Origin of the sequence: Thaumasiovibrio subtropicus (assembly GCF_019703835.1) — a bacterium.
Lineage (GTDB): Bacteria > Pseudomonadota > Gammaproteobacteria > Enterobacterales > Vibrionaceae > Thaumasiovibrio > Thaumasiovibrio subtropicus.
In genome coordinates this window covers 3067130-3080787 of the sequence record NZ_AP023054.1, presented here as the reverse complement: position 1 = coordinate 3080787, position 13658 = coordinate 3067130, and the positions used below count along the sequence as shown (strand labels likewise).

10 protein-coding genes and 9 tRNA genes are annotated in these 13658 nt (G+C 47.6%); 9 read left to right on the top strand and 10 right to left on the bottom strand.

All coding sequences use genetic code 11. The features are described 5' to 3' along the window. Positions 1-20: 20 nt before the first annotated feature. The 10 genes from TSUB_RS13770 to TSUB_RS13725 all read right to left on the bottom strand — a co-directional run bounded on the left by TSUB_RS13770 (position 21) and on the right by TSUB_RS13725 (position 3709). Positions 21-1283, bottom strand: a complete 1263-nt coding sequence (locus TSUB_RS13770) for a cyclic di-GMP phosphodiesterase (RefSeq protein WP_087022051.1) — start codon at positions 1281-1283, stop codon at positions 21-23. A 432-nt stretch (positions 1284-1715) separates the two neighbouring features. Then, positions 1716-1791: transfer RNA gene (locus TSUB_RS13765), tRNA-Asn, on the bottom strand. Positions 1792-1838: 47 nt separating this feature from the next. Beyond that, positions 1839-1914, bottom strand: a tRNA-Phe gene (locus TSUB_RS13760). 7 nt (positions 1915-1921) lie between these two features. After that, positions 1922-1997 (bottom strand) — tRNA-Thr (locus TSUB_RS13755). 10 nt (positions 1998-2007) lie between these two features. Further along, a tRNA-Asn gene (locus TSUB_RS13750) sits at positions 2008-2083 on the bottom strand. Between the two features lie 125 nt (positions 2084-2208). Beyond that, positions 2209-2284, bottom strand: a tRNA-Phe gene (locus TSUB_RS13745). Between the two features lie 1057 nt (positions 2285-3341). Beyond that, positions 3342-3417, bottom strand: a tRNA-Phe gene (locus TSUB_RS13740). 7 nt (positions 3418-3424) lie between these two features. Continuing rightward, positions 3425-3500, bottom strand: a tRNA-Thr gene (locus TSUB_RS13735). 10 nt (positions 3501-3510) lie between these two features. Beyond that, positions 3511-3586: transfer RNA gene (locus tag TSUB_RS13730), tRNA-Asn, on the bottom strand. Positions 3587-3633: 47 nt separating this feature from the next. Then, positions 3634-3709: transfer RNA gene (locus TSUB_RS13725), tRNA-Phe, on the bottom strand. A gap of 246 nt (positions 3710-3955) precedes the next feature. Between TSUB_RS13725 and TSUB_RS13720 the strand changes: the two genes are divergently transcribed. From TSUB_RS13720 to TSUB_RS13680, 9 genes are all read left to right on the top strand, one after another. Then, positions 3956-4219, top strand: coding sequence for an STAS domain-containing protein (locus TSUB_RS13720; RefSeq protein WP_087022048.1), 264 nt, complete (start codon positions 3956-3958; stop codon positions 4217-4219). 21 nt (positions 4220-4240) lie between these two features. Next, positions 4241-4600, top strand: a complete 360-nt coding sequence (locus tag TSUB_RS13715) for a response regulator (RefSeq protein WP_087022290.1) — start codon at positions 4241-4243, stop codon at positions 4598-4600. 28 nt (positions 4601-4628) lie between these two features. Beyond that, positions 4629-6755 (top strand): chemotaxis protein CheA, encoded by a 2127-nt coding sequence (locus tag TSUB_RS13710; RefSeq protein ID WP_087022045.1) that lies wholly within the window; start codon positions 4629-4631, stop codon positions 6753-6755. A 208-nt stretch (positions 6756-6963) separates the two neighbouring features. After that, entirely contained in the window at positions 6964-7455 is a 492-nt protein-coding gene (locus TSUB_RS13705) for a chemotaxis protein CheW (RefSeq protein ID WP_087022042.1), read from the top strand. A gap of 2 nt (positions 7456-7457) precedes the next feature. Next, entirely contained in the window at positions 7458-7913 is a 456-nt protein-coding gene (locus TSUB_RS13700) for a chemotaxis protein CheW (RefSeq protein ID WP_087022039.1), read from the top strand. A gap of 64 nt (positions 7914-7977) precedes the next feature. After that, on the top strand, positions 7978-11100 hold the full coding sequence (aer2, locus tag TSUB_RS13695) for an aerotaxis transducer Aer2 (RefSeq protein ID WP_414718383.1): 3123 nt from the start codon (positions 7978-7980) through the stop codon (positions 11098-11100). After that, complete coding sequence (locus TSUB_RS13690; RefSeq protein WP_087022036.1) at positions 11085-11945, top strand: CheR family methyltransferase; 861 nt, start codon at positions 11085-11087, stop codon at positions 11943-11945. The genes aer2 and TSUB_RS13690 overlap by 16 nt, the downstream gene beginning before the upstream one ends. Positions 11946-11951: 6 nt before the next feature. Beyond that, entirely contained in the window at positions 11952-12593 is a 642-nt protein-coding gene (locus tag TSUB_RS13685) for a chemotaxis protein CheD (RefSeq protein WP_087022033.1), read from the top strand. Continuing rightward, positions 12593-13648, top strand: coding sequence for a protein-glutamate methylesterase/protein-glutamine glutaminase (locus TSUB_RS13680; protein ID WP_087022031.1), 1056 nt, complete (start codon positions 12593-12595; stop codon positions 13646-13648). The genes TSUB_RS13685 and TSUB_RS13680 overlap by 1 nt, the downstream gene beginning before the upstream one ends. Positions 13649-13658 lie beyond the last annotated feature (10 nt).

Here is a 13658-nt window from a genome sequence, read left to right as displayed (position 1 = left end):
TTTTTAGTTTGCCTATACGATTAACTATTTGGGTCAAAGTAATAGGACACACGAACCCTTGGGTTTAGGTAGTTGTAAACCTTATCAGGAAGTTTGTTAGGCGGAATGGCTCGCTCAATCTTCATGTCACTGTGCTCAAGGTCCAAGATCGGCGCTTCATTAGAAGGCACGCTTGGATCGTAAAGCAGAATATTAGGAAATAAGAGCTTATTGGAGTTCACTGAAATGACCATCCCCAACTGCTGGTTGCTCAATTGCACGACACTGCCCGGTGGATAAACCCCCATCATTTTCACAAACAGGTTGAGGTATTCCGGGTGGTATTGCTCTTTGTGTTTCTTAAACAGGAACGAAAGGGCGCTAAATGGCGTCCTTTGCTTCTTGGGGTTCTGAGGGTGGCAGAGATTGTCATAGGCATTCACGACCGCGACCAGTTTGGCGTAAGGGTTGATATCGTCACCCTTTAAGCCCTGAGGATAACCACTGCCATCAATGAGCTCATGATGCTGCTCCAAAATAGGCAGCGCCTCATCAGGAAAACGGTCTGACAGTGAGGCTAGCTCAACACCGTATTTGGTATGAAGCTTGAGGTAATTCAGTTCGGGGTCCGTCAGTGGATCGGTCTTGCGAGTGATAGCGGTTGGAATTTTGAGTTTACCAATATCATGAAACAAGGCACCCAAGCCGATGATTTTAATGTCATGACTATTCATCTTGGCCGCTTTGGCTAGCATCATCGCCAGTACCGCAACATTGAGCGAATGAAAGTAGATGCTCTCGCCGTCGTCTCTGTCATTCATCAGGTGAAGGGCAGTTTCTTCTGTACTGAGTAACATCTCCACCATGCTATCAACAAGCTGGTCTGCTTCTTCTACCGCGGTGACTGGGCGGTTCTTTATTTTTGTCACCACGGAGCGAAGTTGGGCAAGTGAGCGCTCGTAGTTCTTTTCACAGCGCTGAATTTGACGTTTATAGTTCTTGAGGCGCTCAATGCGATTCGTTTTTTCTTGCCAAAGCTTATCCATTTCAGGTGAGGCATCATCAATGGCTGGAGAGCGAGCCTCTTTCGCCGCACTGATAGGCAACGGCTCACAGTCGCTTTTTTCAGGGATTAGGTACAGGTAGTTGATGTTGAGACCACGAATGAGTTTTAACTGCTCTTCATCTTTTATCTTGAACTGGTTAAGCAGAAAAGGGTGATCTGACCATGAAAGAGGCAGGCGAACATAAAGTCCTACGCAGACCCGTTCGATGGCAATTTTGATTCCTGTAACTGATGTCATTTCTTATTTTTCAGACATGTGATGAATTCAGGTTAGCGATAATATTATCAAGATGTAACTTGATCAATGCCTTATTACCAATATCTGTGTGTAAGATAACTCGCATGTATAACTATAGGGCATCCTAGTATTTTTATCTGGTCTTTCATGGGGTTACTGAGAGTAATTGGTGCCTGGGTCAATTTTTTTGTGACGGTATTGCCTCGAATGGAAGCGCATTGTCTGTCGTAGTACCTCGTGTGAAAGATAAAGTCCAGTGTCTGGAATAGAAGTCATTTCTAACTATCTAACCTATCTGTAGTTTACTTGTAATTATATGCATTAATCGTTTGGGTGATGGATTGATTCGAGAGGGGATTGAAGCGAGTAGGGTAGTGTTTAAAAGCTAGAAACGAAAAAAGCCTCAGTCTTTCGACTGAGGCTTTCTCAAAGTGGCTCCCCCTGCTGGACTTGAACCAGCGACATACGGATTAACAGTCCGCCGTTCTACCGACTGAACTAAGGGGGAATTGTCTTTTATGTTGCCGTTGCTTTCACAACCACACCATTTAATAGTGGTGCCTCGAGGCGGAATCGAACCACCGACACGGGGATTTTCAATCCCCTGCTCTACCGACTGAGCTATCGAGGCAAATAAATGGTGCCGACTACCGGAATCGAACTGGTGACCTACTGATTACAAGTCAGTTGCTCTACCTACTGAGCTAAGTCGGCACACTTTATTTGGCTCCCCCTGCTGGACTTGAACCAGCGACATACGGATTAACAGTCCGCCGTTCTACCGACTGAACTAAGGGGGAATTGTCTTTTATGCTGTCGTTGTTTTCACAACCACACCATTTAATCATGGTGCCTCGAGACGGAATAACGGGCCCGCCTAGGGCACTGGCCGGTGTTTTTCAAAAGAAAACAGCGGCGAAAATAATGGTGCCTCGAGGCGGAATCGAACCACCGACACGGGGATTTTCAATCCCCTGCTCTACCGACTGAGCTATCGAGGCAAGGCGCTCACCGAAGGTTTCGTTTGTTTCCCTTGGCGACGGGGACGCATTAAAAAGGTTTTCGGGTTCTGAGTCAACGCTAAAATTGTTTTTTTTAGTTCGTTCGCTGCTTTTTTGTCTCATGTGCTGTGGATTTGCGCATATCCCTCACTTTTTACACAGAAATAGACGAACAAACTAAGGCGGAGTGGTGGTTTTCTTAAAAGGGCGGTGCCGACGAAATGAGAATTTGTATTCAAAGGGATAAGCTTAATTGAGCAAAGATACAGCAAGAGAAAGCCGTCACTTTGCCTTTACTGACGAAGCATTCACTCTTAGTGCCGTGTTTTTGTTCATGTCGACGATGTTGGTTAGTGGGGCTTCATAGGACAAAACGTTTACTTGCTTCTGTATAAATGCCCTGAGCGCTTTGTCAGAGCTTCTTAAGAGGTAGAAATGAAATAGGGTGGGGGAGTGGTGTAGTGAGGGGCTAAATCAATGGTGCCTCGAGGCGGAATAACGGGGCCGCCTAGGTCACTGGCCGGGGATATTCAACATAGTTTGCTATCGCCCAGATACGAAAAAGCCCCGAACATGCGTTCAGGGCTGAATCACGGTGCCTCGAGGCGGAATAACGGGGCCGCCTAGGTCACTGGCCGGGGATGTTCAACATCGTTTTCCATTGCCCAGATACGAAAAAGCCCCGAACTTGCGTTCAGGGCTAAATCAGTGGTGCCTCGAGGCGGAATAACGGGGCCGCCTAGGTCACTGGCCGGGGATGTTCAACATAGTTTGCTATCGCCCAGATACGAAAAAGCCCCGAACATGCGTTCAGGGCTGAATCAATGGTGCCTCGAGACGGAATAACGGGGCCGCCTAGGTCACTGGCCGGGGATGTTCAACATCGTTTTCCATTGCCCAGATACGAAAAAGCCCCGAACTTGCGTTCAGGGCTAAATCAGTGGTGCCTCGAGACGGAATAACGGGGCCGCCTAGGTCACTGGCCGGGGATGTTCAACATCGTTTTCCATTGCCCAGATACGAAAAAGCCCCGAACATGCGTTCAGGGCTGAATCAATGGTGCCTCGAGGCGGAATCGAACCACCGACACGGGGATTTTCAATCCCCTGCTCTACCGACTGAGCTATCGAGGCAAATAAATGGTGCCGACTACCGGAATCGAACTGGTGACCTACTGATTACAAGTCAGTTGCTCTACCTACTGAGCTAAGTCGGCACACTTTATTTGGCTCCCCCTGCTGGACTTGAACCAGCGACATACGGATTAACAGTCCGCCGTTCTACCGACTGAACTAAGGGGGAATTGTCTTTTATGTTGTCGTCGCTTTCACAACCACACCATTTAATCATGGTGCCTCGAGGCGGAATCGAACCACCGACACGGGGATTTTCAATCCCCTGCTCTACCGACTGAGCTATCGAGGCGACGGAGGTGCATTAAATAGATTTTCGCTTTGGGAGTCAACGTTTTTTTTAAAAGAAGTGTTTGCTTGCTGATTTTTTGTCCTTTTTTGCCCTCGTGACTAGACTTATATACAACTAAGTGACGCTGTTACTGCCATATTTATCAATTTACTAACATGCGATGCGGTTTTTCTTATTGTTGCTACACTTCTAAAACGGAATACCCAACGCATCAAATATACCAAATAGGAAATAAAGGGAATTTGGATGAAATGTGTACTGGATAGTGCTCTGGAGATTGGCACGGTTTTGCAAGCGAAAGCAAAGTATTCCGAGTGGTTAGCTAATGGTGACTCAATCGAAGTCGTGGGTTCAGAAGTGAGTCGCATTGATGCGGCTGGACTCCAGGCGTTAGCTTCACTTTTTGTTTCTGCCCGGGAAGGGAGCAAAACTATAAAGCTTGTTCAACCTTCCCAAACTTTGAATGACGCAATTGAGACGCTCAAACTTCATAGCCTGTTTTTAGAATAATGAAGTAATTAGGGGATGAAAATGACGAAAATCTTAGCGGCCGATGATTCGGTATCGATTCGACAAATGGTCAGCCATACACTGAAGGATGCTGGTTATGATGTTGAAACAGCCAACGATGGGAGCGATGCATTAAAAAAAGCACAAGCGACCAAATTTGATGTCGTAATTTCAGACGTTAATATGCCAATTATGGGCGGCCTAGAGCTTGTAAAGGCCTTACGCGGCAATCCTCAATATAAATTCACACCTATCCTGATGCTGACGACTGAAACATCAGCAGAGAAAAAGCAACAGGGTAAAGCAGCCGGTGCGACAGGTTGGTTAGTGAAACCTTTCAATCCTGACACGTTGCTTAAAACGCTCAAGCGTGTGATTTAACTTTTCTAAGTGAGTTGAGGGGTGTGACATGGCTTTGGATATGAACCAACTTCGAAAAATGTTTTTCGAAGAGTGTAGAGAGAATTTAGAAGTTCTCGAAACCGAGCTATTGGGGATTCAACCTGAGAATGTCGACCCCGAAACCATCAATACCATTTTTCGCGCAGCACACTCGATAAAAGGCGGTGCAGCGACCTTTAATCTGCTCGATATCAGTGAATTTACGCACGCGATGGAAGCCTATCTCGATGAAGTGCGTAATGAAAAGCTGTCATTAACCAGCCATAGTGTTGACGTGCTTCTTCGTGGTGGGGATTGCATCAAAGAGATGCTAGTTGGCCATGAGAATGATGCACCTGTCGACCCAGAACTCCGTTCAACAGTGACCAATGAGCTGAAAAAGCTACTTGAGTCAGATACGGATAGTTCGTCGACTGAGTCTGCGCCAGTTGAAGATAGCGCCACCGTCGTTGATCAAAATGCGCCTCGTGTCGGCTGGCATGTCAATTTTCTTCCTCACCAAGACCTTTTTTTCAGTGGCAACGATCCTCTGCGAATCATCGGTGAGTTATTAGAAATCGATGCGAGTGCCGAGGTGGTGTGCGATTCTTCAAAGCTGCCGCCCCTGGCGGGTTTTGAGGCTGAGTTGTGTTACCTGAGCTGGCAGGTCAATCTTGATGGGATGATCGAAGAAGATGCCATCAAAGAGATATTTGAATGGGTAGAAGATCAATGCGACCTTCACATTACACCGCAATACGGTGATCTGGAGAGTGCTCAAACTGACACGGCAACAGCAGCCGAGCCGGAGGCTGTTGTCGAGAAGACGGTGAGCACAGAGCCGCAACCCATGGCTGAGTCAGCGTCAGTGACCAAGGTTGCTGAGAAAACACCCGAAAAAGCAACAGCAGAGGATAAGCCTCAGCGAGCAGCAAAAGCAGACTCTAGTGTTAGCTCTATTCGTGTGGATATCGACAAAGTCGACAACTTGATCAACTTAGTTGGTGAGCTCGTTATCACGCAGTCGATGTTGACTGAAATCGGTAACGACTTTAGCAACGACAAAATTGGAAAACTAAAATCGGGTTTGGACCAACTGTTACAAAACACCAAAGAGCTTCAAGAAAATGTATTGAATATTCGTATGCTCCCGATGAGTTTCGCCTTCAGCCGCTTTCCTCGCCTAGTCCGAGACCTCTCTTCGCGTCTGGAAAAACAGGTCAATTTGGTGATTTCTGGTGAACATACGGAGCTGGATAAAACGGTACTCGAACGCATTGTTGATCCTTTGGTGCACTTGGTCAGAAATGGGATTGACCATGGCTTAGAGCTGCCGGATGTGCGTACTGAGTCTGGTAAAGATCCCATGGGTACGATCTCGCTCAATGCCTATCACCAAGGCGGTGCGATTGTTATAGAGGTGAAAGATGACGGTGCGGGTATTGACTGTGATCGTCTTTGGAATAAAGCAATGGAAAAAGGGGTTGTCTCTTCGGACATGCGCCGTGAAGAGATGACCGATAAGCAAGTACTCAACCTTATCTTTGCCCCTGGCTTCTCTACAGCCAATGAAGTGTCGGATATTTCAGGGCGTGGAGTGGGGATGGACGTTGTCCGCAGAAATATTGAAGAACTGGGTGGTCATATCGAGGTTGAATCGGCAGTCGGTGTTGGCAGCTCTTTTACGATTAGCCTACCACTCACGTTAGCGATTCTAGATGGCCAGCTGGTGAAAGTCGCGGGTGAAGTCTACGTGATTCCTTTGATCACGATTGTTGAATCCATTCAGATAGATACGCAATGCGTTAAGTTGGCATCAGGCGGCATAGAACTCTACCGATTGCGAGAAGAGAACATTCCTATTTTACGCTTGCATGAAGAGTTTGGGCTGGGAGAGAGCGGATCGCTTGATGGGCGGCTACTCTGCTTAGTGGAGGCAGCGGGCAACCGCATTGGACTCTTGCTTGACGAGTTGTTAGGTCAGCAACAAGTGGTTATTAAGAGTTTGGAGTCGAACTACACTAAGGTATCCGGTATTTCCGGCGCAACGATTCTTGGTGATGGTTCTGTTTCTCTTATCCTAGATATACAAGGACTCATCACAGCATTTAAGCGCCGTCAGGCTGATGGAAGCAGTGGCGGTATTGCTGCATAAGTAGAAATAACAAAAACAGTAGTGCCGAGACTTTAGCACTCGCTTACTGGGCAGTATTACGTCTGTTTTAATTCCTATTTGGAATTTAATCCGTTGTTTTTTGGTTTTTATATTCTAATTGGGCTTATGAAGTAATTAATACCACAGACCAATATCGATGAGAAAGCGCCATAGAGTGTATGGATGTTGAGCGTGAAGAGGGGAGCGCATGAGCGATGTGAGTGAACAGTTACCTGTTGACAGTGAGATCAGTGAAAACGCAGATTTTCTAAGCTTTTGTCTGGCAGGCGAACTCTACGGTGTCGATATCCGTGACGTGGAAGAGATTCGCGTCTGGGAGCGACCTACCCCTATTCCCCGTTCTCCCATGTTCATCAAAGGCGTGATTAACCTTCGCGGCATGATTGTCCCGATCATGGATCTCCGATTGCGTTTTCGCGTTGGGGAAGCGGACTATTTACCGACGACTGTGGTCTTGATTCTGCGTTCAGTGGCCGATGATGAAGAGCGTTTGATTGGCATTGTGGTTGATGCGGTTGCTGATGTGATTAGTCAAGGTGAGCAAACATTGACTCCTGCGATTGGTGAATCAACGGTAACCCCATTTGTGACGGGCTTGCTAAACGTAGGAGAGCAAGTTCTTACCCTGTTGAACACCGAAGAACTGCTTAATATCGACACCATTCTTTCAGAGGGATAACCATGGGGACGAAAGAGTTTTTGAGTTTTGTACTCGCGGAAGAAGAGTATGCCGTTGATATTTTGGATGTCAGGGAGGTACGCGGTTGGAGTGACGTTCGCCCCATACCTAATAGCCCTGAGTTTTTACTTGGCGTACTAGAGCTGCGCGGTGAATACGTCCCGATCGTAGATCTGCGAAGCCGCTTTGGTATGGAGCCTGCGGTACTGAACGCCACAACGGTGGTGATAGTGCTCAACGATGCTAATGGCAAACCGCTAGGCATTATCGTCGACGCTGTGTCAGAGGTCTATCCGCTGAGTGAAGAGCAAATAAAGCCTGCACCGAGCCTATCTGTCTCTATTGATCACCGCTATATCGTGGGGATCACGGCAGTTGAAAATGGGCATGTAGTGCTAATAAATCTGGAAGCCTTATTTGATATAGGCGAACTAAACCAACTATCTGAAACTGCATAGTTATGTAGGGGTAAGTAGCATGTCGTGGTGGAATAAAGAGAAACAACAGTCTTCAGCAGAGCCTATGTCGGTGATAGAAAAACCTCAACCGGCGCCGGAAGAGACGAACGGTGGGATAAGTAATGCGCATCTACTTTCCGCTCTGAATGTCGCACAAACCGCTTTGATGATGATTGATCGTGATTTTCAGATAACCTACTTGAATAAGCGTTCTCTGGATCTTCTTAAACAACATGAAGGATTATTTCAAAGTGTTTGGCCTGGTTTTAGAGCTGAGCATGATGCCTTAATTGGCTCGTGCATTGATATGTTCCATGCAAATCCAGCCCATCAAAGACAGATGCTTTCATCGCCCGCTAACTTACCCTATACAACAACGATCGATATCCGTGGTGTGTTACTTGAACTGAATGTCGGAGCGATCATTGATGAACGTGGTCAGTATATTGGGAATACCCTTGAATGGTCCGACGTCACAGCATTGCGTGCCAAAGATAACGATATGTCTCGGCTGCAAGCTGCGGTAGACCAAGCGCAAACTGCGATGGTGATGATCGATCGCGACTTCCTTATTACTTATGCGAATGAAAAAACCATAGAGCTGTTTAAAGTGCATGAAGCGGCCTTCAGAACGGTGTGGTCAGGCTTTACGGCATCAGAAGAGTGGTTGATGGGACGTTGTATCGATGAGTTCCACAAGAATCCACCGCATCAGCGCCAAATGTTAGCGGATCCTTCAAATTTACCTTACAGCACAGATATCACCATTGCGGATGTGAAAATTGAGTTGAACGTTGCAGCGATTCGCGATGCTGAAGGTAACTATATCGGTAATACCTTGGAGTGGTCAGACGTTACGGCTTTGCGAGCCAAAGAAGATGATATCTCTCGTCTGCGCTCTGCGGTGGATCAAGCGCAAACTGCGATGGTGATGATCGATCGTGATTTTCTCATCACCTATGCGAATGAAAAAACCTTAGAGCTGTTTAAAGTGCATGAAGCGGCCTTCAGAACGGTATGGTCAGGCTTTACGGCATCCGAAGAGTGGTTAATGGGGCGTTGTATCGATGAGTTCCACAAGAACCCGCCTCATCAGCGTCAAATGTTATCGGATCCATCTAATCTACCTTACAAGACGGATATTTCGATTGCAGATGTCCTCATTGAATTGAATGTTGCAGCGATTCGCGATTCTGAAGGCAAATACATTGGCAATACCTTGGAATGGTCTGATGTAACGGCATTAAGAGCGCGAGAAAATGATGTGTCTCGATTGCAGGCTGCGGTTGATCAAGCACAAACTGCAATGGTAATGATCGATCGAGATTTCTTTATTACTTATGCCAACGAAAAAACACTCGAGCTGTTTAAAGTACATGAGACTAAGTTCAGAACAGTATGGTCAGGTTTTACCGCTTCAGAGGAGTGGCTGATAGGCCGATGCATTGATGAGTTTCATAAGAACCCAGCACATCAACGTCAGCTACTCGCTGACCCTTCCAACTTGCCTTACAAAACCGATATCGCGATAGCAGATGTCCTGATAGAGCTAAATGTTGCCGCGATACGTGATGCGCAAGGGAACTATATTGGTAATACGTTAGAGTGGAATGATGTTACTGCTGAGCGCCAGCGCGAGATAGAGATTGGCCGTTTGGTTTCCTCGGTGGAAGGAATGACGACCAATATTATGATGGCGGATAAAGACGGCATCGTTCAGTATATGAACCCCGCCTTAAATACGCTATTGAGTAGCAGAGAAGCGGAACTGAGAGATATTTTCCCTGGGTTTAAAGTGGATGACCTTGTTGGTAAAAACATCGATATCTTCCATAAGAACCCGGCCCATCAGCGTGGGATCATCAGTAACCCCGATCGACTTCCCTTTACGTCAGAGATTAAAGTTGGTGGCCTAGAATTCAGACTTACCTGCATCGCAATGCGTGATGCCAGCGGTGAATATATCGGCCCAGCTCTGCAGTGGGAAGATATTACAGAACAGCGAGATGGCCAACGTCAGGTCGAGTCTCTGATTCAAAATGCGATTGTAGGCCGCCTTGATGATCGCATTGATACCTCAGCGTACAGTGGCTTTATGGCGGAGCTGGGTGACAGCGTGAACAGCTTACTCGAAGCGATTGTTGAACCTATTCGCCAGTGTACGAGTGTGATGACACAAGTTGCTGATGGCGATCTCAAAACGAGTATGTCGGAAGACAGTGAAGGTGACTTTGCGAAGTTAGCGGAAGCGGTCAACACATCAATTATTAATCTTCGCAATATGGTCGATAAGATTACTTCTTCCTCAGCACGTGTTGCAACGGCATCCACTGAGATTGCCGAAGGGAACAATGACTTAAGTCAGCGAGTCGAGGCGCAAGCTTCGAACCTCGAAGAAACCGCAGCTAGCATGGAAGAGATGACCACAACCGTTAAGCAAAATGCGGAAAGCGCTAAGGGTGCGAATGGCCTTGCCAATGATGCCGCTGAAAAAGCACGTAAAGGCGGTGAAGTGGTGGGGCATGCTGTTTCCGCGATGTCTGAGATTAACACCGCCAGTAAGAAAATCTCTGACATTATCGGTGTTATTGATGAAATTGCCTTCCAGACTAACTTGTTAGCACTGAATGCGGCAGTGGAAGCCGCGCGAGCAGGCGAGCAAGGACGTGGCTTTGCTGTGGTAGCGGGCGAGGTGAGAAACTTAGCCCAGCGCAGTGCCGCGGCAGCAAAAGAGATCAAGGGGTTAATTAACGACAGCGTCGATAAAGTGGCTGAAGGTTCACGCCTAGTGGATGAATCTGGTGAGACACTGAATGAGATTGTAGATGCCGTTGCTAAAGTCACTGATTTGATTGGTCAGATTGCAGGTGCTAGCCAAGAACAAGCGACGGGTATTGATGAAATCAGTCGCGCCATTGCCGCTATGGATGAGATGACCCAGCAAAATGCGGCGCTGGTTGAAGAGACTTCAGCGGCGAGTCAATCGCTGAAAGATGAAGGTAAGGAGTTAATCAATTTGATGAACTTCTTCTCTACGGACAGTAATGTCGCCACGATTAAGCAGTCCCCAAAAGTTGCGCCAGCGAGTGTGAGCCCTATGCGTGCTGCCCCTGCACCCGCGCAACCGAAAGTAGCGAATTCGCCAATAAAAATGGGGGACGATGGTGACGAATGGGAAGAGTTCTAGACGCGATGACTAGCGCAGGTGTGATACCCGAACGTGAGTTCGAGTTTACCGATAAGGACTTCAAGTTTGTGCAGTGGTTTATGCATAAGCATGTCGGTATCTACCTTTCTGATAAAAAAATGCCGATGGTGTACGGGCGCATTGCTCGACGCCTTCGGGAGCATAAGTTACAGCGATTCAGCGATTACAGACCTCTGATCGAAGAGGAGGGTGAAGAGCGGGTTAATTTCATCAATGGTCTCACCACAAACAAGACACATTTCTTTCGAGAAATGCACCATTTTGATCATGTTGAGAAGGTGTTGATACCAAAATGGATTGCCGAAAAACGCACTAAGGTACGTATCTGGTCAGCAGGCTGCTCAACAGGAGAAGAGCCCTATAGCTATATGTCGCTGTTAGCATCGACACCGTTATTTGACCGAGTGCCTGATGTGAAGCTGTTAGCGACGGATCTTGATACCAATGTACTCGCGACGGCGGAAAAAGGGGTATATAGCGAAGAGCAGATTTCAGCGATTCCTAAACCGTGTCTCAAAGCCGGGTTTGTGCGAGGGCGTGGTGAGCACGAAGGGATGATAAAGGCAAAAAGCGATCTGCAGTCACATATGACTTTTCGACAGCTTAATCTGTTTTCGCCATGGCCGTTCAAGGGACCGTTTGATCTGATTTCTTGTCGTAATGTGATGATTTACTTCGATAAGCCAACGCAACAGGATTTAATACAACGCTTTCATCAATATTTGGCGTCTGATGGTCACCTCTTTATCGGACACTCGGAAGGGATTGGAGAGTGTGCGGATCGGTTCGAGAATCTCGGCCATACCATGTTTCAAAAACGGTGAGGCAACATGAAAGGATTAGAAGCGCGGATGAAAGAGTCCGCATCAGATTACAGCCGATTCTATCATCCTCAGCACAAACGTCATGTTGTCAAGGTAATGCCGGGAGGCGTCTATATTACCCAAGAGCATGAGATTATCTGTACTGGCCTGGGATCATGCATCGCCGCCTGTATGTGGGATGCTGAACGCCAGGTGGGCGGGATGAATCACTTTATGCTGCCGTTTGATGATAAATATGACCTTGAGCACTGGCATGCAACAGAGATTGTCTCTACGGCGTCGCGATATGGCAACTACGCCATGGAGATGCTGATAAATCAGCTGTTATCAGCAGGGGCCTCTCGAGATCGACTACAACTGAAGCTGTTCGGTGGTGCGCAGATGATGGGGAAAACGGCGCTGATCGGCGACAAAAACATTGAGTTTGCGCGGAGTTTTGTCGAAACCGAGCACTTCCCTTTGGTTGCGCAGGACTTGGGTGGCATGGATCCCAGAAAGGTCATGTTCGACCCTCTCACCGGACAAGCTTGGGTCAAGCGGATTCGATTCGCTGATGTTGAAAAAGTGAAACGTCGCGAAGCGGAATATCAACAACAGTTGGACAAAGAAAGTCACGCCCCTCACGAAGATGATGTGGAACTATTCTAATGACTAAAAAAGTACGCGTAATGGTCGTTGACGACTCGCCAGTATTCAGGGCACTTCTTACTGAAATTATTAACGCCGACCCGATACTGGAAGTGGTCGCAGCAGCAGAAGACCCCTATGAAGCGAGAGATCTTATCAAGCAGTACCACCCAGATGTGCTGACGCTCGATATTGAGATGCCGAAAATGAATGGGGTGCAGTTTCTGAAAAACCTCATGCGGTTGCGCCCTATGCCTGTGGTGATGATTTCGACACTGACACAGCATGGTGCCGATGTCACGATGGAAGCGTTGGAGCTAGGTGCGGTTGATTACTTTCCTAAACCGGCGCTCGATGCAACCTCTGAGATGGTCGATATTGCTTATCGAGACATGATCAATGAAAAGATCCGAATGGCGGCAGGTGCGAATGTGGCATCTAGCCCGTCGCCAGCAGAGACCAGCATTGAGAAAGCCAAGCCAAAAGGAAAGCACAGTGCTGTTGATTTGATTGCGATTGGTGCATCAACGGGGGGCACTGAGGCGATTCGGCAGGTGCTCAGTGCGCTACCCGATAAGATGCCACCGATTGTGGTGACACAGCATATTAGCGCTCTGTTTAGCGGCTCGTTTGCGCGTCGTCTCGATATGGTCTGCGAGCTGAAGGTTGTTGAGCTCAATGTCGATCGTTCCCCTCTTATTGCTGGTCATGTCTATATCGCCCCCGGTGATAAACACATGGTGATAGAGAAGCGCAATGGTGGTCTGTTTGGCGTGCTTGATGACCGTCCTCCGGTTAATCGTCATAAACCTTCCGTGGATGTGATGTTTGATTCGGTTGCCGAAACCGTTGGTCAGAGCGCGATTGGCGTGATTCTAACGGGGATGGGCAACGATGGCGGTCAAGGGTTACTGTCAATGTATCAACAAGGTGCGATGACTGCCGCACAAGATGAAGCAACAAGCGTGGTGTGGGGAATGCCTCGAGTCGCGACCGAACTTGGTGCGGCGCAGAAACAGTTACCGCTGGGTAAAGTGGCGTCCTTCTTGGTTTCTAATGCGTTTAAGTCTGATTGATAACGAGGTG